General features: G+C 64.0%; 19 protein-coding genes and 1 pseudogene. 11 read left to right on the top strand and 9 right to left on the bottom strand.

Features of this window, described 5'->3' with window-relative positions:
- Positions 1-55: 55 nt before the first annotated feature.
- Positions 56-1,375, bottom strand: coding sequence for an ABC transporter substrate-binding protein (locus tag I6F31_RS18115; protein WP_225185874.1), 1,320 nt, complete (start codon positions 1,373-1,375; stop codon positions 56-58).
- A gap of 52 nt (positions 1,376-1,427) precedes the next feature.
- Positions 1,428-2,495, bottom strand: a complete 1,068-nt coding sequence (ugpC, locus tag I6F31_RS18110; RefSeq protein WP_036001178.1) for a sn-glycerol-3-phosphate ABC transporter ATP-binding protein UgpC — start codon at positions 2,493-2,495, stop codon at positions 1,428-1,430.
- A gap of 201 nt (positions 2,496-2,696) precedes the next feature.
- Here ugpC and I6F31_RS18105 point away from each other — a divergent pair, with 201 nt between their 5' ends.
- The 7 genes from I6F31_RS18105 (at position 2,697) to I6F31_RS18075 (ending at position 9,097) form a co-directional block, all read left to right on the top strand.
- Positions 2,697-3,797: a LacI family DNA-binding transcriptional regulator gene (locus I6F31_RS18105; RefSeq protein WP_225125795.1), complete on the top strand. Its 1,101-nt coding sequence runs from the start codon at positions 2,697-2,699 to the stop codon at positions 3,795-3,797.
- Between the two features lie 123 nt (positions 3,798-3,920).
- Complete coding sequence (locus I6F31_RS18100; protein ID WP_109144084.1) at positions 3,921-5,750, top strand: IlvD/Edd family dehydratase; 1,830 nt, start codon at positions 3,921-3,923, stop codon at positions 5,748-5,750.
- A gap of 136 nt (positions 5,751-5,886) precedes the next feature.
- Positions 5,887-6,618, top strand: coding sequence for an SDR family oxidoreductase (locus I6F31_RS18095; protein ID WP_036001186.1), 732 nt, complete (start codon positions 5,887-5,889; stop codon positions 6,616-6,618).
- Between the two features lie 18 nt (positions 6,619-6,636).
- Positions 6,637-7,383 carry an SDR family NAD(P)-dependent oxidoreductase gene (locus I6F31_RS18090; protein ID WP_225155867.1) on the top strand — a complete coding sequence of 249 codons (747 nt, stop codon included), beginning with the start codon at positions 6,637-6,639 and terminating at the stop codon, positions 7,381-7,383.
- Between the two features lie 7 nt (positions 7,384-7,390).
- Positions 7,391-7,783: a GFA family protein gene (locus I6F31_RS18085; protein ID WP_225155866.1), complete on the top strand. Its 393-nt coding sequence runs from the start codon at positions 7,391-7,393 to the stop codon at positions 7,781-7,783.
- 147 nt (positions 7,784-7,930) lie between these two features.
- The gene (locus tag I6F31_RS18080) at positions 7,931-8,611 is read left to right on the top strand and encodes a site-2 protease family protein (RefSeq protein WP_036001193.1); all 681 of its coding nucleotides are present in this window, start codon (positions 7,931-7,933) and stop codon (positions 8,609-8,611) included.
- Between the two features lie 63 nt (positions 8,612-8,674).
- Positions 8,675-9,097, top strand: coding sequence for a hypothetical protein (locus tag I6F31_RS18075; RefSeq protein ID WP_036034307.1), 423 nt, complete (start codon positions 8,675-8,677; stop codon positions 9,095-9,097).
- On the opposite strand, the gene I6F31_RS18070 is transcribed toward I6F31_RS18075, so the two are convergent.
- The 5 genes and pseudogenes from I6F31_RS18070 to I6F31_RS18050 all read right to left on the bottom strand — a co-directional run bounded on the left by I6F31_RS18070 (position 9,085) and on the right by I6F31_RS18050 (position 11,960).
- On the bottom strand, positions 9,085-9,909 hold the full coding sequence (locus tag I6F31_RS18070; RefSeq protein WP_036001198.1) for a TonB family protein: 825 nt from the start codon (positions 9,907-9,909) through the stop codon (positions 9,085-9,087). The genes I6F31_RS18075 and I6F31_RS18070 overlap by 13 nt on opposite strands.
- A gap of 12 nt (positions 9,910-9,921) precedes the next feature.
- Complete coding sequence (gene exbD / locus I6F31_RS18065; protein ID WP_036001202.1) at positions 9,922-10,377, bottom strand: TonB system transport protein ExbD; 456 nt, start codon at positions 10,375-10,377, stop codon at positions 9,922-9,924.
- Between the two features lie 3 nt (positions 10,378-10,380).
- Positions 10,381-11,313 (bottom strand): tonB-system energizer ExbB, encoded by a 933-nt coding sequence (exbB, locus tag I6F31_RS18060; protein ID WP_225185873.1) that lies wholly within the window; start codon positions 11,311-11,313, stop codon positions 10,381-10,383.
- Positions 11,310-11,537: pseudogene (locus I6F31_RS18055) on the bottom strand (PKHD-type hydroxylase); the annotation flags it as partial. The pseudogene I6F31_RS18055 and the gene exbB, both read right to left, overlap by 4 nt.
- A gap of 126 nt (positions 11,538-11,663) precedes the next feature.
- On the bottom strand, positions 11,664-11,960 hold the full coding sequence (locus I6F31_RS18050; protein ID WP_225146776.1) for a hypothetical protein: 297 nt from the start codon (positions 11,958-11,960) through the stop codon (positions 11,664-11,666).
- Positions 11,961-12,334: 374 nt separating this feature from the next.
- Between I6F31_RS18050 and I6F31_RS18045 the strand changes: the two genes are divergently transcribed.
- The 3 genes from I6F31_RS18045 to I6F31_RS18035 are packed head-to-tail and all read left to right on the top strand — an operon-like array spanning position 12,335 to position 17,274.
- On the top strand, positions 12,335-13,507 hold the full coding sequence (locus I6F31_RS18045) for an efflux RND transporter periplasmic adaptor subunit (RefSeq protein ID WP_225125804.1): 1,173 nt from the start codon (positions 12,335-12,337) through the stop codon (positions 13,505-13,507).
- Complete coding sequence (locus tag I6F31_RS18040; RefSeq protein WP_036022406.1) at positions 13,504-16,647, top strand: multidrug efflux RND transporter permease subunit; 3,144 nt, start codon at positions 13,504-13,506, stop codon at positions 16,645-16,647. The genes I6F31_RS18045 and I6F31_RS18040 overlap by 4 nt, the downstream gene beginning before the upstream one ends.
- 60 nt (positions 16,648-16,707) lie before the next feature.
- A complete protein-coding gene (locus I6F31_RS18035; RefSeq protein ID WP_036034330.1) occupies positions 16,708-17,274 on the top strand; it encodes an invasion associated locus B family protein in 567 nt (188 codons plus the stop codon).
- 10 nt (positions 17,275-17,284) lie between these two features.
- On the opposite strand, the gene I6F31_RS18030 is transcribed toward I6F31_RS18035, so the two are convergent.
- Positions 17,285-17,647, bottom strand: coding sequence for a DUF1428 family protein (locus I6F31_RS18030; protein WP_225185872.1), 363 nt, complete (start codon positions 17,645-17,647; stop codon positions 17,285-17,287).
- 195 nt (positions 17,648-17,842) lie between these two features.
- Positions 17,843-18,784: a LysR substrate-binding domain-containing protein gene (locus I6F31_RS18025; protein WP_225112276.1), complete on the bottom strand. Its 942-nt coding sequence runs from the start codon at positions 18,782-18,784 to the stop codon at positions 17,843-17,845.
- Between the two features lie 111 nt (positions 18,785-18,895).
- Here I6F31_RS18025 and I6F31_RS18020 point away from each other — a divergent pair, with 111 nt between their 5' ends.
- Entirely contained in the window at positions 18,896-19,765 is an 870-nt protein-coding gene (locus I6F31_RS18020; RefSeq protein ID WP_225185871.1) for a pirin family protein, read from the top strand.
- Positions 19,766-19,867: the final 102 nt, after the last annotated feature.

Raw genomic sequence — 19,867 nt, 5'->3', positions numbered from 1 at the left:
CCTGATCGAAATGTTGACGAGCGGGCGACCCAAGAGCCGCCCGCCCCGTGACTGTTCAGCGATAGATGCGCTTCAGCTGGCGCTCGGCTTCCGCCATCGCGCCCTTCGCATCCTTGGCGCCGGTGCAGTAATTGGCGAACATGTCGACGACGATGAAGTCGGCGATCGCGGTTGCCGCCTTCTCGCCGACGGTGCCGATGCCCGACGCCGGCAGCGTGCGCTTGGAGGCCTGCGAGAACACGGCGTTCTTGGGATCGGCCGTCCAGATCGGCGCCGATTCATAGGCGTTCAGGGTCTGCGTCAGATAGCCCTGCGCGCCGGCCAGCCACTTCTCGTAGTTCTCCTTCTCCAGCATGAAGGCGACGAAGGCCTTTGCCGCATTCGGATATTTGGTGAAGTTGAAGGCGAGGATCGGCAGCGCCAGCTGCAGCTCGGTCGGCTTGCCGACCGGACCGACCGGCCAGAGCGCGTGATAGGTGTCCTCGGTGAGCTCCTTCTTGCTGGGATCGGTCTTGGCGGCGACGTAGATCGAGATGCCGTTCGCCGTGCAATAGAGCTCGCCGGCGAGATACGCCTTGTTGTTGGAGGAATCGTTCCAGGACGCCGTGCCCGGAATGAAGTTGTCGTACAGCGCCTTGCAATATTCCAGCGCCTTCGCCGTCTCCGGCGAATTGATGACGATCTTGTCGTTCTGGTCGACCGTGTAGGCACCGTGGCCCCACAGCACCCAGTGCAGCCAGGAATTGCCGTCGCCCGAGGCGTGACCGAGCGCAAAGCCGGCCGGCGTGTTGTTGGACTTGAGCGCCTTGCACATCTCGAGGAAGCCGGGAAAGTCCTTCGGGAATTCCTTGAAGCCAGCCTTGTCGAGCGCCGACTTGCGGTAGGTCATGTAACCGCCGTTGGTCGCGACGGGAATGCCGAGCCAGTCGTTGCCGAGCTTGCAGGTCTTGGCCGCCGCATCGGTCCAGCCGCCGTATTTGTTGCCGAGATAATCGGCGACATCATTCATCTTCAGCACTTTGGTCGGGAACAGCTGCGGCAGGGTGTGCAGACCCCAGGCGAGATCGAGGCCGGAGCCGGTGTTGGCTGCAACCGAGGCCTTCGGCTGCACGTCCTCGAAGGACTCGCTGAAGGTGTTCATCTCGGTGCCGGTCGCGGCCTTGAACGCCGCCACCATCGCGTTGAACGCATCGTCCTCCGCCGGCACGAAGCGCTTCCAGCGCATCACCGTCAGCTTGGCGCCGGGTTCGGCCTTCCAAGGCGCGCTCTGCGCCCAGGCCTTGGCGAAGTCGAACAGTGCCGGCCCCGTCAGCATGCCGGTCGCAGCCAAAGCGGTGCCGCCTTGAAGCAGAGACCGGCGGGTAAAGTCTTGCATGTTGTCCTCCCTGTGATGCTTTTTTGTTGTCTATGCCTTGTCGTCTGATGCGTTAGGCGTTCATGCGTTTGCCCGTCGCATCGTCGAACAGATGGACCAGCGATGGCTCGGGCTTCAGCCGCACCTTGTCGCCCGGATTGAACTGGTGACGCTCGCGGAAGACCGCGACGACCTGCTCGCCGCCGAGCTTGGCAAACACCTGCGTCTCCGAGCCGGTCGGCTCGACGACGATGATCTCGGCCTCGGCGCCGTCATCGGCGATGGTGAAGTGCTCCGGCCGCACGCCATAGACCGCAGGACGGCCGTCGGAATTGGCGGGCGCGGTCTTGAGCGGGAGCTTGACGCCGTTCGGTCCTTCGAAGCTCGCAACGCCGTTGACGCGCACATGGCCTTTGAGGAAGTTCATGGCAGGCGAGCCGATGAAGCCGGCGACGAACTGGTTGTCGGGCTTGTCGTAGAGCTCGAGCGGGGTGCCCATCTGCTCGACGATGCCGTCATGCATGACAACGATCTTGTCGGCCATGGTCATGGCCTCGATCTGGTCGTGGGTGACGTAGACGGTCGTCGTCTTCAGCCGCTGGTGCAGCTCCTTGATCTCGGTGCGCATGGCCACGCGCAGCTTGGCGTCCAGGTTCGACAACGGCTCGTCGAACAGGAACACCTGCGGATCGCGCACGATGGCGCGGCCCATGGCGACGCGCTGGCGCTGACCGCCGGAGAGCTGTCGCGGATAGCGGTCGAGCAGCGGCGACAGCGCGAGGATCTCGGCGGCGCGCTTGACGCGCTTGTTGATCTCGTCCGAGCTGGCATTCCGCAGCTTGAGCGAGAAGCCCATGTTGTCGGCGACCGTCATGTGCGGATAGAGCGCGTAGTTCTGGAAGACCATCGCAATGTCCCGCTCCTTGGGCTGGACATTGTTGACGACGCGGTCGCCGATCGAGATCGTCCCGGAAGTGATGTTCTCGAGGCCGGCGAGCATGCGCAGAAGCGTCGACTTGCCGCAGCCGGAGGGGCCGACCAGGACGACGAACTGGCCGTCCTCGATCGGAATCGTCACGCCGTGCAGGACTTCAAAATTGCCGAACGATTTCCGCACGTCGCGGATTTGCACAGACGACATCTAGCTCCCTCCTCGAAAGTCCACGGCGCCTCTCGCGCCGCGACCGTCTTGTTTTTCGGACTTTACCGAACCAGGCCCGATATTAGCGGGCAACATTGTCGGTAGTTTGTGCGGTTTTGGCAATTTGTCTTTGGTTAGTCGTTGCTGGTAGCGCTGTCAACGTTCCTTTGTTTGCGGGACTGACTGTGTTAAGAGCAGCAGATGGGTCGAAAACGCACCAAGTCAGGCAAAATCCGGCTGGCCGAAGTGGCCGAGCTCGCCGGCGTCAGCCCGATTACCGCGTCGCGCTTTTTCCGCAATCCGGAGGCCCTGTCGGTCGCCAAGCGGACGCGGGTCGAGAGCGCCGCCAAGGAGCTCGGCTATGTGCCCAACCTTGCCGCGCGCGCCCTCGCCTCGCAACGCACCGAGGTCATCGGTGTCCTGATCCCATCGCTCACCAATAACGTGTTCTCGGACGTGCTGCGCGGCATCTATGACGCCTCCGAAGGCAGCCGCTACTCGATCCAGTTGTCAAACACGCGCTACAGCATTCTCCAGGAAGAGAAGTTGCTGCGTCTGTTTCTGGCGCAGAAGCCGGCCGGGCTGATCGTCACCGGGATCGACCAGACCGCGGAGTCGCGCGCGATGCTTCAGGCCGCGGACTGTCCGATCGTGCAGATCATGGAGATCGGCCCGGACCCGGTCGACATGATGATCGGCTTTTCGCACTATGATGCGGCCCGCGGGGCGATCGCGCATCTGTTCGAGCAAGGTCACCGCAAGGTCGGCTTCGTCGGCGCGCGGATGGATCCCAGGGTGCAGCGGCGGCTGGACGGATATGTCTCGGCCATGAGGGACGCCGGATCGTTCGACCAGCGCCTGGTGGTCACGACGGCGACGCCGACCTCGGTGACGCTCGGCGGCGCCCTGTTCACCGATCTGCTGGCGCGCGAGCCGGACATCGATGCGGTGTTCTGCGCCAACGACGACCTCGCGCTCGGCGTGCTGTTCGAATGCCGGCGCCGGGAGATCGCAGTCCCCGGGCAGATCGCGATCGTCGGCTTCAACGATCTCGAATTCATGGCCGCCGCCGTCCCCACCCTCACCAGCGTCCGCACCAACCGCTATGAGATGGGCAAGACGGCCGCCACCATGCTGATCGACGCGATCGAGGGCCGCCGCCCGGAGCAGCCGGTGCTCGATCTCGGCTTCAAGGTGATCGAGCGGCAAAGCTCGTCGGCGCGACGTTCGGACAGCAGGCCAGCCGTATCAGGCGCGGGCGCGGCGAACAAAATGATAGCGTTACCAAGCAGCCACGACTAGTATCGGAATCGTGAGGAAACGACCCGCCAGCGGGAAGGCAGATCATCGCGCGCGCCGTTGGGCACCGCACATGCCGACACCATGAGACGGACGGTAGTCGCGTTTGCATTGCAGGAGAAACCAATGACAAAGAAACCAACCAACGGGCATGCCGCCGGCAGCAACGGTACCCGCCGCCATCTTCGCTCGCAGGAATGGTTCAACAACCCGCACAATCCGGGCATGACCGCGCTCTATATGGAGCGTTACCTGAATTACGGCCTCACCCGCGCCGAGCTGCAATCCGGCAAGCCGATCATCGGCATCGCCCAGACCGGCAACGATCTGTCCCCCTGCAACCGCCATCATCTCGAGCTCGCGCACCGCGTCCGCGAAGGCATCCGCGAGGCCGGCGGCATCGCCATGGAATTCCCGACCCATCCCATTCAGGAGACCGGCAAGCGACCGACCGCGGCGCTCGACCGTAACCTCGCTTATCTCGGCCTCGTCGAAATTCTCTACGGCTATCCGCTCGACGGCGTGGTGCTGACCACCGGCTGCGACAAGACCACGCCGGCCTGCATGATGGCGGCGGCGACGGTGAACCTGCCCGCGATCGTGCTGTCGGGCGGCCCGATGCTGAACGGCTGGCACAATGGCGAGCGCACCGGCTCCGGCACCATCGTCTGGAAATCGCGCGAGCGGCTCGCGGCGGGCGAGATCGACTATGAAGAGTTCATGGAGATCGTGGCCTCCTCGGCGCCCTCGGTCGGCCATTGCAACACCATGGGGACGGCCTCGACCATGAACGGGCTTGCCGAAGCGCTCGGCTTCTCGCTACCGGGCTGCGCGGCGATCCCGGCGCCCTATCGCGAGCGCGGCCAGATCGCTTACGAGACCGGAAAACGCATCGTCGAGATGGTCTGGGAGGATTTGAAGCCTTCCGACATCCTGACCCGCAAGGCGTTCGAGAACTGCATCGTGATCAATTCGGCGATCGGCGGCTCGACCAACGCGCCGATCCACATCAACGCCCTCGCCCGCCATATCGGCGTCGAGCTGTCGATCGAGGACTGGCAGAAGTTCGGCCACGACGTGCCGCTCCTGGTCAACATGCAGCCGGCCGGCTTCTATCTCGGCGAGGAATTTCACCGCGCCGGCGGCGTGCCCGCCGTGGTGCGCGAATTGATGAAGCACAAGCGCATCCATGAGGACGCGGTCACGGTCAACGGCCGCGGCATCGGCGAGAACTGCAAGAACGCGCCCGCTCCCGACAACGACGTGATCTGGGCTTACGACAAGCCGCTGGTGAAGGACGCCGGCTTCCTGGTGCTGAAGGGCAATCTGTTCGATTCCGCGATCATGAAGACAAGCGTAATCTCCAAGGAATTCCGCGACCGCTACCTCAGCAACCCGAAGGACCTCAATGCCTTCGAGGGCCGCGCCATCGTGTTCGAGGGGCCGGAGGATTATCACGAGCGGATCGACGATCCCTCGCTCGACATCGACGAGCGCTGCGTGCTGTTCATCCGCGGCACCGGCCCGATCGGCTACCCCGGTGGCGCCGAGGTTGTGAACATGCAGCCGCCGGCGGCGCTGATCAAACGCGGCATCCTGTCCCTGCCCTGCATCGGCGACGGTCGCCAGTCCGGCACTTCTGGCTCGCCCTCGATCCTCAACGCCTCGCCTGAAGCGGCCGCCAATGGCGGGCTTGCCGTCCTCAAGACCGGCGACAAGGTCCGCATCGACCTCAACAAGGGCAGCGCCAACATCCTGATCCCGGACGAGGAGCTGAAGAAGCGCCACGCCGAGCTCAAGGCCAGCGGCGGCTTCAAGCATCCGCCGAACCAGACGCCGTGGCAGGAGATCTACCGCAACACCGTCGGCCAGCAATCGACCGGCGCCTGCATGGAGCTCGCCACAAGGTATCAGAACGTCGCCGGCACGTTCGGTGTGGCGCGGGACAATCACTGACACGGTCATTCCGGGGCGCGACGCAGTCGCGAGCCCGGAATCCATTCATCCACCGGCGCTGTGGCGCGATGGATTCCGGGTTCGCGCCAAGAGGCGCGCCCCGGAATGACGAAGGAAAATTCGCAGGAGAAACAACATGGCAGACCGCCTCAAGGGAAAGCGCGCCGTCGTCACGGCTGCCGCGGCAGGCATTGGGCGCGCTTGCGCCATCGCGTTCGCGCGTGAAGGCGCAACCGTCATCGCCACCGACATCAACGAAGCCGGCATCGCGAGCCTGACGAAGGAAGGCATCGCCGAGGTCGCAAAGCTCGACGTCCGCAACACCGCCGACGTCAACGCCTTCGCCAAGCGCGTCGGCAAGATCGACATCCTGCTCAACGCCGCCGGCTTCGTGCACCACGGCACCATCCTGGAGTGCTCGGAAGAGGATTTCGATTTCTCGTTCGACCTGAACGTCAAGTCGATGCACCGGACCATCAAGGCCTTCCTGCCCGACATGATCGCCGGCGGCGGCGGCAGCATCGTCAACATCTCGTCCTGCGCGGCCTTGCGGCCGCCGGCGAACCGCTACGTCTACAGCTCGTCGAAGGCGGCGGTGTCGCTGCTGTCGCGCGCGGTCGCGCTCGACTTCATCACCAAGGGCATCCGCTGCAACTCGATCTGTCCCGGCACCGTCGAGACGCCTTCGATGCTCGACCGCGCGGCAGCCCAGGGCCCGCAGGGCAAGGAGATGTTCATCTCGCGCCAGAAGATGGGCCGGCTCGGCACCGCCGAGGAGATCGCCGCGATGGCGGTCTATCTCGGCAGCGACGAGAGCGCCTTCACCACCGGCGTCGATCTCGTCGTCGACGGCGGCTACATGCTCTGACGCAGGAAGGCCTCCGGCATGAACAAGATCGATCTCAACGGCCGCATCGCTATCGTCACCGGCGGCGCGCAGGGCTTTGGCCGCGCCATCACCGAGCGCTTCGTCGCCTCCGGCGCCAAGGTCGCGATCTGGGACTTTGACGCCGCGCTGGCCGAGAAGACGGCAAAGGAGATCGGCGGCGAAACGAAAGTCTTCAAGGTCGACGTCACCGACACGGCGGCCGTCGAGCAGGCACGCGATGCGACGCTCAAGACCTTCGGCAAGATCGACATTCTCGTCAACAACGCCGGCATCGCCGGGGTCAACAAGCCGGTGTGGGAGACGGACCTGGAGGAATGGCGGAAAGTTCTGCGCATCAACCTCGATGGCCCCTTCATCGTCTCCAAGGCGATCGTGCCCGAAATGCTCAAGCAGAAATACGGGCGGATCGTGAACATCGCCTCGATCGCCGGCAAGGAAGGCAACCCGAACGCCGCGCATTATTCGGCGTCCAAGGCCGGCCTGATCGCGCTGACGAAGTCGCTCGGCAAGGAGCTCGCCGCCCATGACATCCTCGTCAACGCGGTGACACCGGCGGCGGCGAAGACCGCGATCTTCGACCAGATGACGCAGCAGCATATCGACTTCATGTTGTCGAAGATCCCGAAGGGGCGCTTCGTGCTGGTGGAAGAGCTCGCCGCGATGGTGAGCTGGCTCGCGTCGGAGGACTGCGCGTTCTCGACCGGCGCGGTGTTTGATATTTCCGGTGGGCGGGCGACCTATTGAGGACATCATGATCCGGGAAGGCGGCTGCCTGTGCGGCGCGGTACGGTTCAAGGCGGAGGGCGAGCCGCTCAACGTCCGCATCTGCCATTGCCGCATCTGCCAGAAGGCGATGGGTTCGCCCTATTTCGCCCGCGCGCAGTTCGACCAGCGTGCGCTGAGCGTCGACGGCGAGACTGCACGCTACGCCTCCTCGGAGAATATCGATCGCGTGTTCTGCAAGCGCTGCGGCACGCGGCTTTTCGCCTGGCGCCGCAACGGCACGCTAGCGGGCGTTGCGCTCGCCACCTTCGATGATCGTAACGCCTTTGCGCCGACCGAGCACATCTGGGCGTCGGAAAAGCTCGCCTGGGTGAAGCTCGACGACGGCTTGGTGCAATATCCCGGGACGATCCCGGCGTGACTTTGCGCGACTGCACGGCGGCCGGCCGAAGCATCCATCTGCAGCGTGGCAATTCGGAACCGGCCACCCTATGTTGAGCCGAAGCGTTGCTGCGCCGGTTTGGTCAGGACGGTTGCAAGGCCGCTAGCTAACCGAAATGGATGAGCTGTGAACATTTCCTTGTACGACCTGTCGGTGTGGGTGCTTCCCCTCGTGCTCGCCATCACCTTCCATGAGGCCGCGCATGCCTTCGTCGCGGACCGGCTCGGGGACAACACGGCCGCGCAGCTCGGCCGCGTCAGCTTCAATCCTATCAGGCATATCGACCCGTTCGGCACCGTCATCCTGCCGGCGATGCTGCTGTTCGCGCATTCGCCGTTCCTGTTCGGCTACGCCAAGCCGGTGCCGGTAAACTTCCGCAAGCTGAACAATCCCAGGCTCGACATGGTCTGGGTAGCGCTGGCCGGACCCGCCACCAACATCCTGCTGGCGCTCGCCACCGCCCTCGCCTTCCATGCCCTGCCGCTGGTGCCCGCGAGCGCGGCGAAATGGGTTGCCGACAACCTCAAGAATGCCCTCATCATCAACGCCATCCTGGCCGTCTTCAACATGATGCCGATCCCCCCGCTGGACGGCGGCCGAGTTGCGGTCGGGCTGCTGCCGCGGGCCCTCGCCTTGCCGCTGGCCCGGCTCGAGCCGTTCGGTATGTTGATCCTGATCGGGCTCTTGATCCTGCTGCCGCTGGCGGGCTCGCAGTTAGGTCTAAATCTTGATGTTATTTCAGCAATACTGCGGACGTTGACCGGTTATGTGATTCAGGCTGTTCTCTTCCTGACCGGCAATGCGTAGTTGAACCGGAACACCCGAACACGAGCCGAAAGGCCAGAGGCCGACTTGGTCAAAGCTGCCGATATGCTGATCGCGCGACGCGCCGACACCCGCGCCCGCGCCGATTTCGCCACCTGGAAGATGATGGCTAAGCTCAACGGGGCGTCCGCGCTGCCTCCGGAAGCCCAAGAGTTCCTGAGCAGCTACAGGAACCTGTTGGCGCAGATGAGCGAGGGCGAAGCCACCGAGGCCACCATCGGTGCGATCTACAAGGCCTATTACGTCGAGATGGGTGGCGCTGGAACGCCGCCCGACGTCCGTCCGCGCGAGGCCGAGCCGGCAGCGGATAATGTTACCGCTTTCCGGCGCCCGGCGCCGAAGCCGAAAAGCGCTGGTTTCTTCGGGACAGGCGCGGCCAGCGGAGCCCAGAAACGGCCCCTGCCCGTGGCGCTGATCTTCGCCTGCCTGGTGGTGGTCTATGTCGGGATCCGGCTCTACTGGCGTTGAGCCGACTTCTTGTTGGCGGTCTTCTTCGATTTCTCAGGGGCGAAGCTGATCTCGAGGGTGCGCTCGAAACGCTCCTCGGTCAGTTGAACCGGAGGCGGCTCGAAAGGATCCGCCTTGCGAACCATCGAGATCGCAGCTGCATCGTAGGCGGCGTCGCCGGACGACGCGATCACGTCGACCGAGACCACATTTCCCTTTCGGTTGAGCGCGAAACTCACCGTGACCTTCTGATTGGCGTTCTCTCTGCCTTCCGGATTGATCTGGTGCTGCTTGATACGCGCACTGATTTTCTTGTTCCAGTCCACCGTGATCTTCAGGATGTCCTTGCCGAGCCCAACCACCGGCGCCAGGGCCTTTTCGGCCTCGCGCGTTGCGTCCTCGAACGTTTGCCGGGCCATATCAACCTGCTTTGGGGCAGCCTCCATGGCGGGCGTTTCAACGGCAGCCGCCTTTGGATCGTCGTCCTGCTCCTTCTTCGCAACCTTTTCGCTGACGATGCGATCGGGATCCTCGGCCTCTTGCGGTCGATCTTGAGGAAGTTCTGTCTCCTTCAGTTCGGCCTTCTGCTCCGGAAGCTCCGGGCGCTCCTCTTGTGCCGCGGAGTCGTTTGGTCCGGTCGGCAAATCGGATTCCTGAGCCTCCGGCGAAGCCATCTCGACGGCGAACTCGGCTCCGGCCGCGCCGAGACCATCGCCGTCGTCGTCGCCGTGCAAATGCGCCAGCGCGAGCGCAGCACCGCCGAGATGCAGGGCGAGCGCGGCCGCCGCCGCCAGGATCCAGAGCTTCCGGGATGGTCTCGGTTCGTCCGCCATCGTTCCGTCTTCTTAAGGCTGGGCGGCGCCTGCCACAGGCGCCCCCGGTGCGCCTTCCAGCGCGACCAGCTTCACCCGCGTATAGCCGCCCGAGCGCAAGAGCTCCATCACGCCCATCAACTCGCCATAGGGCACCGAGCGATCAGCGCGCAGGAAAACGTACTTGTCCTTGCTCATCTCGGAAAGGCCGTCGAGGGTTCCGATCAACTCGGCCCGGTGAACGGCGTTCTCCCCGATCGCGAGCGTCAGATCGGGCTTGATGCTGAGATAGGTCGGCTTGTCCGGCTTCTTCTGCGGCGTGGCACTCGACGTCGGCAGATCGATCGGCAGGTCGACAGTGGACAGCGGCGCGGCGACCATGAAGATGATCAGCAGCACCAGGATGACGTCGATGAACGGCGTGACGTTGATGTCATGCGTTTCCGAGAAATCGTCGTCGTCATCATTGTCAGCGAGCGAAACGGCCATGGTCTACTCCGCCGCGCGCGAATGCACGCTGCCGTGGCTGCGGTCGAGATCACGCGACAGCAGTCGCCCCGCCGCGCCCGAGGCGCGGCTGACGAGCTCGAGATAGCCTTTCGTCACGCGCGAGAAGTGGTTGTAGATGATGACGGCGGGAATGGCGGCGACGAGGCCGATCGCGGTGGCGAGCAGCGCCTCGGCGATGCCGGGCGCGACCACGGCGAGGTTCGTGGTCTGCGACTTCGAGATGCCGATGAAGCTGTTCATGATGCCCCAGACCGTGCCGAACAGGCCGACGAAGGGCGAGGTCGAGCCGATGGTCGCGAGCACGCCCATGCCGATCCGGATGCGCCGTTGCTCCGCGCGCACGATCTCGGAAAAGCTCGAGGCGGCGCGTTCCTTGATGCCGGCATCGCTGGACAGGCCAGCCGAGATCCGCGCTTCGCGCAACGCCGCCGCAAGGAACGACGGCAGGATGCCCTCCTTGGTGCCGAGCGCCATCTGCGCTTCGGCAAGCGAGCGCGCCTCCGCAATCTTCTTCAACGCCGCACGCAGCTTGCCGGAGGCGACCGACAGCTCGATCGACTTGGCGATGAAGACGGTCCAGGTCATCAGCGAAGCGAAGGCGAGCCCGATCATCACCGCCTTCACGATGACGTCCGCCGACATGAACATCACCCAGGGCGACAATTCCTTCATGGCCGCAGCCTCGGGCTTCGCACCCGCGGGATTGGCGGCCACCGGGGCGGCGCCCACGACGGCGGGAGCCGTCGAGGCCGCAGGCGCAGCTGCCGGGGGGACGGTCCCGGCAGCGGACGGCTGAGCCGTCGATGGGGCCGGTGCCGGCGGGCTCTGCGTCTGGGCGGAAACGGGGGATGCGAGCCAGGCAGACGCCAGCATCAAGGCTGCGGCAAGGCTTGCTTGAAAGGAGATGGTCTTCATACTTCGGCCCAGTAGCGAATGAGATTGTGATAGATACCCGTCAATTTGACCGTTTCGGGATCGTCACGCCCGAGCCGTTCCACCAGCGCCTGTATCGCGGTGTCGAGGCCATAGATCATGCTCCGGGCTTGATCGTCCCGTATCATGCTCTGAAGCCAGAAGAAAGACGCAACCCGCGTCCCCCTGGTCACGGGGGCGACGAGAGGTGCTGGAGGATAGAGCACAAGGCCCTCCAATTCCTGTCGTTCACACGCGTCGAACGAATGTCGCCTGTTGGTATCGGCCACGCAATTGCGGGTCAATGCGTGCCGTTCGCGAGAACCCTTGAATAGATCAAGATCAAAACGATTCTAAACTGCCCCGCTCTCTGAGCGAAGGATGCGTCCTAAACGCAAATCGATTGCTGGCCACTCGATCGCCGCTCTGGGTTTCATCAGCCACAGCAACTCGTCGACGGTCTTCGCAACGGCGCGCACGCGATCGGTGCTGTCCATGCCGGCGATGTTGGCGCCGTTGACAACGGCTTTGATTTCGTCGCGAAAGTCGGTGAGGAAGCACAAGGGATCGCGCTGCTCGTTGGCGACACGCGCGATCAACCCCTTGATCAGAATCTGGCACGCGATCAGCTTGCCGTTCAGCTCGTGCATGCTTTGCTCCGTCGCTGCGGCGCCGAAATGGACGATGCCGAAATCCATGGTAACCGAAACGGCTACGAGGCGACTTAGAACCGTTCTTGCGGCAGATCCGAAAGGCAGCGCGGCGCGGGGCCGATCGGTCCTGAGCACACTGCTCCGCGTGCTGCGCAAGACTTGCACGCCGGCCGGTCGCGGCGGGAAAACGCGGCATTGCACGTCGCCGCGCCAACGAGCTGCCTACACGGTGCAAAGCTTTCCAATTGTTTAGGATTCTCACCCGATAGTGCTGTTTACTCTGGAAGTTGGCGTGTATTATACATCATGCTGGAACCGTACGATTGCCCCGATATTCGTAGCCGAGGGCATACGAGCCGACACGAGACGACATGAACAAGTCCCGGCCGATCCTTTGGCTTCTGATCATCGCGGCCGTGGCTTCTGCGGGCTATTATGGTTGGCAGAAATTCGGCACGTCCGAGGCTGGAAAAACCCAGACCGCACAAAAAGGCCCGCCTCGCCCCTCCGCCGTCCCGGTCAGCGTTGCGCCGGTTCAGAAGACCGACTTTCCGGTCTATCTCACTGGTCTCGGCACGGTTCAGGGCTTTAACACGGTCCAGGTCCGAAGCCGTGTGGATGGCCAGATCGACAGGCTCGAATTTAGGGAAGGCCAGATCGTCAAGCAGGGCGATCTCCTGGTTTCGATCGATCCCCGCCCCTATCAGGCCACGCTTGACCAGGCCAAGGCCAAGAAGGCGCAGGACGAGGCCAGTCTCGCCAACGCCAATCTCGAGCTCCAGCGCGCCACGAAGCTCGGCGAATTCGCCACCGCCCAGCGCGTCGACACACAGCGCTCCACCGTCGCTCAGCTCACCGCCCAGATCGCCGCCGACGATGCCGCGATCTCCAACGCCCAGACCCAGCTCGATTACACCCAAATCAAGGCGCCGATCACCGGCGTGGCAGGCCTGCGTCAGGTCGACGTCGGCAACATCGTCAACGCTTCGTCGCAGACTGCCATCGTCACGATCTCGCAGGTCGAGCCGATCGCCGTGATCTTCACCGCGCCGGAAGACCAGCTCCCCTATATCAGCGAGGGCCAGAAGGCCGGCGCGCTCAAGGTGATCGCCTTCACCACCGACGGCAAGAGAACGCTGGCCGAGGGCAAGCTCGCGGTGATCAACAACCAGGTCGACGCGACCAGCGGCACGATCCGGCTCAAGGCGGTGTTCGACAACAAGGAAAGAACGCTGTGGCCGGGGCAATCGGTCTCGACGCGGCTCCTGGTGCGAACGCTGAAGGATGCGACGGTCGTTCCGGATGACGCGGTCCAGCGCTCCACCAACGGACTCTATGCCTATACGGTCAACCAGGACAACAAGGCCGAACTGCACAAGATCAAGGTCAGCTATGGCATCGACGGTCATTCGGTCATCGAGGAAGGATTGAGCCCCGGTCAGCAGGTGATCGTCGGCGGACAGTTCAAGGTGCAGCCCGGAAGCCTGGTGTCGACGGCGGTAGCAAGCTCGGATCCGACCCAGAACAAGGTTCGACAGCAATGATCGGGGGCGGGATTTCGGCGCCTTTCATCCGATATCCCATCGGCACCTCGCTGCTGATGGCCGGCATTCTCTTCGTCGGCCTGGTCGCCTATCCCCTGCTCCCGGTCGCGCCCCTGCCGCAGGTGGACTTTCCGACCATTCAGGTCACCGCCAATTTGCCCGGCGGCAGCCCCGAGACCATGGCTTCGTCGGTGGCGCAGCCGCTCGAGCGGCAATTCGCCCAGATTCCTGGCATCGCGCAGATGACCTCGACGAGCTATCTGGGCACGGCGTCGATCACCATCCAATTCGACCTCAACCGCAACATCGACGGCGCCGCCAACGACGTACAGGGTGCCATCAACGCGGCCAGCGGTCAGTTGCCGAGGAACCTGCCGTCGCCCCCGACCTACCGCAAGGTCAACCCCGCCGACGCGCCGATCCTGCTACTGTCGGCGACATCGGAGACGCTGCCGCTGACCAGCGTCAGCGATGCCGTCGACACCCAGCTCGCCCAGCAGATCAGCCAGCTCTCGGGCGTCGCCCAGGTCTTCATCGGCGGCCAGCAGAAACCCTCGATCCGCATTCAGGTCGATCCCGCAAAGCTGGTCGCCAAGGGCTTGTCGATGGAGGATATCCGCAGCCAGATCGCGATCACCACGGTTGACAGCCCCAAGGGCAATATCGACGGCGAGAAGCGGGCCTATACGATCTACGCCAACGACCAGCTCACCCACGCGAAGGACTGGAACGACGTCATCATCGCCTATCGCAACGGCGCTCCGTTGCGAATCCGCGATATCGGCCAAGCGGTCACCGCTGCCGAAGACGCCAAGCAGGCGGCGTGGGCCAACGGCAAGCGCGGCGTGTTCCTGGTAATCTTCAAGCAGCCCGGCGCCAACGTCATCGAAACCGTCGACAGGATCAAGGCGACCCTCCCTCGTCTCGTGGCGGCGATCCCGCCCGCGATCAAGATCGAGCTCATCAGCGACCGCACCGCGACCATCCGTGCCGCGGTCGAGGACGTTCAGTTCACGCTGCTCTTGACCATTGTGCTCGTGGTCATGGTCATCTTCATCTTCCTGCGCAGCTTCTGGGCGACGGTCATTCCCACCGTCACGGTTCCGCTGGCGTTGCTGGGCGCGTGCGCCCTGATGTGGCCGGTCGGCTATTCGCTCGACAATCTGTCGCTGATGGCGCTCACCATCGCGGTCGGTTTCGTGGTGGACGACGCCATCGTGATGCTCGAGAACATCACGCGCTACATCGAGGAAGGCGACTCGCCGATGGAGGCCGCCTTCAAGGGTTCCAAGGAAATCGGCTTCACGATCGTCTCCATCAGCATCTCGCTGGTCGCGGTGCTGATCCCGCTGCTCCTGATGGGCGGCATTATCGGGCGCCTGTTCCGCGAATTCGCCGTGGTGCTGGCGATGACGATCTTCGTTTCGATGTTCGTATCGCTGACGCTGACGCCGATGATGGCCTCACGCTTCCTGCGCGCCCATGGTGAGGTGCAGCACGGCCGCTTCTATCAATGGAGCGAGCGCGCCTTCGACGCGATGCTGCGCGGCTACGAATATGTGCTCGATCACGCCCTCGCCTGGCGGCGCACCACGCTCGCGATCTTCTTCGTCACGCTCGGCCTGTCGATCTACCTGTTCGTGCTGATCCCCAAGGGCTTCTTCCCGCAGCAGGACGTCGGCCTGATCACGGCCACGTCCGAAGCCTCGCAGGACATCTCGTTCAAGGAGATGGTGAGACGCCAGGAGCAACTCGGCAAGATCATCCTGGCCGATCCCGACGTTGCCAGCGTTGCCATGTCGATCGGCGGCAGCGGCCGTGCCGGCAACAACGGCAACCTGTTCATCACGTTGAAGCCGCGCAATGAGCGTGACGCTTCGGCCCAGCAGATCATCGCGCGTCTGCGTCCGCAGTTCGACAAGGTCCAGGGCGCCCGCCTCTACATGCAGGCGGCCCAGGACGTGCGGCTCGGCGGTCGACCCACGCGCACTCAGTTCGAATTCACGCTGCAAGACGCCAATCTGGACGAGCTGAACGAATGGGCGCCGAAGATCCTTGGCAAGATGCAGACACTGCCGGAGCTGCGCGACGTCGCGACCGACCAGCAGACGCAGGGCACGACGGTCCAGCTCAAGATCAACCGCGACACCGCCGCCCGCTACGGCATCCAGCCCCAGCTGATCGACGATACGCTGTATGATTCCTTCGGACAGCGGCAGGTCACGCAATATTTCACGCAGCTCAACACCTACAAGGTGATCCTGGAAGTCCTGCCGGAGATGCAGGGCGATCTCGAGACGCTAAACAAGCTCTACGTGAAATCGCCGCTGACCGGCGACCAGGTGCCGCTGTCGACCTTCGCGAGCTGGACCACCGATCCGGTCCGCCCGCTCTCGATCAGCCATCAAGGCCAGTTCCCGTCGATCACGATCAGCTTCAATCTCGCGCAAGGCGTCGCGCTCGGCCAGGCCACCGAGGCCGTGCAGAAGGCGATGGCGGAGCTCGGGACGCCGCCCACGCTGAATTCGAGCTTCCAGGGCACCGCGCAGGCATTCCAGCAATCGCTCGGCACCGTGCCGCTCCTGATCCTCGCCGCGCTGGTCGTGGTCTATCTGATCCTTGGCATTCTCTACGAGAGCTACATCCATCCGATCACGATTTTGTCGACGCTACCCTCGGCCGGCGTCGGCGCGCTCGCGATCCTGATGGCGGCCGGATTCGACTTCAGCCTGATCGCGCTGATCGGCATCATCCTCCTGATCGGCATCGTGAAGAAGAACGGCATCATGATGGTGGACTTCGCGATTGCCGCCGAGCGCGACGAGCACAAGACGCCGGAGGAATCGATCCGCCAGGCCGCACTGCTGCGCTTCCGCCCGATCATGATGACGACGATGGCGGCCCTGCTCGGCGGCGTGCCCCTCATGCTCGGCCACGGCACCGGCGCCGAAATCCGCCAGCCGCTCGGCTACGCCATGGTCGGCGGCCTGATCGTCAGCCAGGCGCTGACGCTGTTCACCACGCCGGTCGTCTATCTCTACCTCGACAAGCTCAACAACTGGTTCTCGACCTGGGGCCGTTCGGACGACGAAGGCGAGGAGACGCCCGAGCACGGCAGCGTCAAGGAAGCCGCCGAGTAAGCTTGCGCCGCGCCTGCCGCGACGCTACAGCGAGACCCCGGTTCGCAAATGCGGTTTCCCATGCCTGTGCAATCCAGACTTGTCGCCCTTGTCGCTGCTGTCCTGTTGTCAGCGGGCGCAGCACACGCCCAGCAGGGCGCCAAGAAGAACGCCGCCCCCGCCCCGGCCGCGCAGCCCGCGCCTGCCCCGACACAGGCGCAGGCTGACGGTGCTTCCGGACAGCCCGGCTGGATCGTCCGCTGCACCAGCGCAAGCCGCGACGCGCCGCTCGAATGCGCGATGGAGCAGAACGCGGTGCTGACCAAGACGGGCCAGACCGTCGTCCTGATCAACATCCGCATCGCGCCCGACACCCGCACGCCGATCGCGCTTCTGCAATTGCCGCTCGGCCTCAACCTTCCGGTCGGGGCCAAGCTCCAGGTCGACGAAGGCAAGACGTTCGATCTCCAGATCCAGACCTGCGAGAATCGCGGCTGCTACGCCTCGACCCCGGTTGCGCCGGACCTGCTCGCCGCCTTGCGGTCGGGCAAGCAGCTGAAGGTCTCTTTTCAGAACATGGCCAAGGAGACCATCGCGATCCCGATGCCGCTCGGCGATTTCGCGGCGGCCTACGACAAGATCAAGTAGCGGGCACGCCTCACGTCACGATGTCGCTCGCCCGAAGCAGCGTCGTGAAGCCGCCATAGATCATGCGCTTGCCGTCGAACGGCATGCCCTCGAACTTGATGCGCGGGTCCGCCATCACCTTCTTGTTGATGGCATCGCGGCTCTCGCGGTCCCGATAGACGATCCAGGCGAACACCACGATCTCGTCCTCCTTCGCGATCACCGCGCGCGGAAACGAGGTGAGCTCTCCATAGGGAACGTCATCGCCGATGCATTCGACATAATCGAGCGCGCCGTGCTCCATCCAGATGGCGCAGGCGGTTGTCGCCAGCGCCTTGTAGGCCTCGATGTTGGCCTTCGGCACGGCGAGAATAAAACCATCGACATAGGGCATTTGCGGATCTCCTTGGGTTGTCCAGCCCAAGGACGATACAGCGCGCGGCGTTCCGACTTGGAAATGCAAATGTCAGGTGAGGCAAACCGCCGCGTGTGGTGAGATGGCGATGCATGCCCCGAACGCCTTGCAATCAATCCTGGGAACACGCCCGGAACTGGCTGCCCTTCGTGGATGACTGCCGGCGCCCGGCGCTCAATCCAGCCTGTCGCTGACGATTGGCGGGACGATCTTGTCGGCCTGGGCGCGTTGGATCGCGCATTCGCGGACGAAAAAGTCGATCAGCGCGCGAACCGAGGGGAGAAGTCCCCGGCGCGACGGGAATACGGCGTGCACGATGCCCGAACGGGGCCTCCAGTCAGGAAGGACGTGGACGAGGCGTCCCGCCTTGATGTCGTCGGCGACAAAGATGGTCGGGAGTTGGACAGCCCCTGCGCCGGCAATCGCCGCATCGCGGAGGACTGACATGTCGTCGGTGATCAGGCGCGGTGTATGCGGCACCAAGGTCGCTAGGCCATCTGCATGGTGCAGGTCCCAGGCATGGACCCGATCCGGTCGCTCCTGGTCGAGGCTGGGAAGGCCGTGGAGATCCGCCGGCGATTTTATTGTGCCGTGGATGAGTGAGGATGCAGCCACGAGACACTGGCTGCTTTCATCGAGCCAGCGCATCACGAGATCGCTGGTCTCAAGCGGCGGAAATCGCACACGGATCGAGAGGTCGAATCCTTCGGCGATCACATCGACGCGGCGGTTCGTGCTCTCCAGCCGCACCTGCACGCCGCGCTGCTGCATCATGAAGCGCGCGATCAGTTCGCCGAACTGGAAGGAGAGCAGGCCGCTCGGGCAACTCATGCGCACCACGCCGCGCGGCTCCGCCTGCACCGCGGCGACAATCTGCTCGGCCGCCTCGGCTTCGACGATCATCGCGACGCAGCGCTCATAAAAGTCCTGCCCGATGTCGGTCACCGAGAAGCGACGCGACGAGCGATTGAGGAGGCGAACGCCAAGGCGCTCCTCAAGCAGAAGGATACGGCGGCTCAGTTTCGATTTCTGAATCCCGAGGGCACGGCCCGCCGGCGCGAAGCCCCCGTGCTCGACGACGGAGGCGAAATAGTAGAGGTCATTGAAGTCCTGCATCGTCCTAAGCATAGGACGCTGCGTCCCGTATGGCAATCTTTGAGCTTCATCGTCGCGCTTTTAGTCTTTTGTTGGTGAAGCGACGCAGCTCGACCGCGTCAGGAGGGCAACATGGCCAAGACGGTACTCGGCCGGTACGGCAATGACCGGCAGCATTGGGTGGGCGACGGTTTTCCAGTGCGCTCGCTCTTTTCGTACAACACACTGGGCGCGCATATTAGCCCGTTCCTCCTGCTCGACTATGCGGGACCGTATACCTTCGCGCCGACCATGCATCGGCGAGGCGTGAGCGAGCATCCCCATCGCGGCTTCGAAACCGTCACCATCGTTTACGAAGGCGAGGTCGAGCACCGTGATTCCGCCGGCAATGGCGGGGTGATCGGGCCCGGCGATGTGCAATGGATGACGGCCGCCGGCGGCATTCTCCATGAGGAATATCACTCGGCGGGCTTTGCCAAGGCGGGTGGACCGCTCCGCATGGTGCAGCTCTGGGTCAACCTGCCGGCCAAGGACAAGATGGCACCGGGCGGGTATCAGGGCATCGCGAAGGCGGACATTCCCAACGTCTCGCTCCCGCATGGTGCGGGGAAGGCGCGGGTCATCGCCGGCGCGTATCGCGGCATCAAAGGACCGGCCCGCACGTTCACGCCGATCAATGTGTGGGACCTGAGCCTGAAGGCCGATGCGGACCTCACGCTCGACCTGCCCGAGGGGCATACCGCGATGATCGTGGTGTTGACTGGGCATGTCACGGTCGGCCGCAGTCTGGACGCGGGTGCGGCGGAAATGCTGCTGCTCGACCGCAAGGGCAGCGATGTCGCCATTCACGCGAACGGAGTGGCGAAGCTGCTGGTCCTCACCGGCGATCCGATCGACGAGCCGATCGTGGGCTACGGGCCATTCGTCATGAACAGCGAGGCGGAAACCCGCCAAGCCATCGACGACCTCAACAGCGGGCGCTTCGTCACCGCCGCGGCGTGACTGTGGGGCCGGACTCACGTGTGGGTCCGGCCCCTTTTCCTTGCGGAAGGGTGTGCGCTCACTCGTCCGCGCGAGCCCGGGCTCCGGCCCATTCCCAGCGCA

The organism is Bradyrhizobium sp. NBAIM01, assembly GCF_020194115.1.
GTDB classification, from domain to species: domain Bacteria; phylum Pseudomonadota; class Alphaproteobacteria; order Rhizobiales; family Xanthobacteraceae; genus Bradyrhizobium; species Bradyrhizobium yuanmingense.
This window is presented reverse-complemented; position numbering and strand designations above follow the sequence as displayed.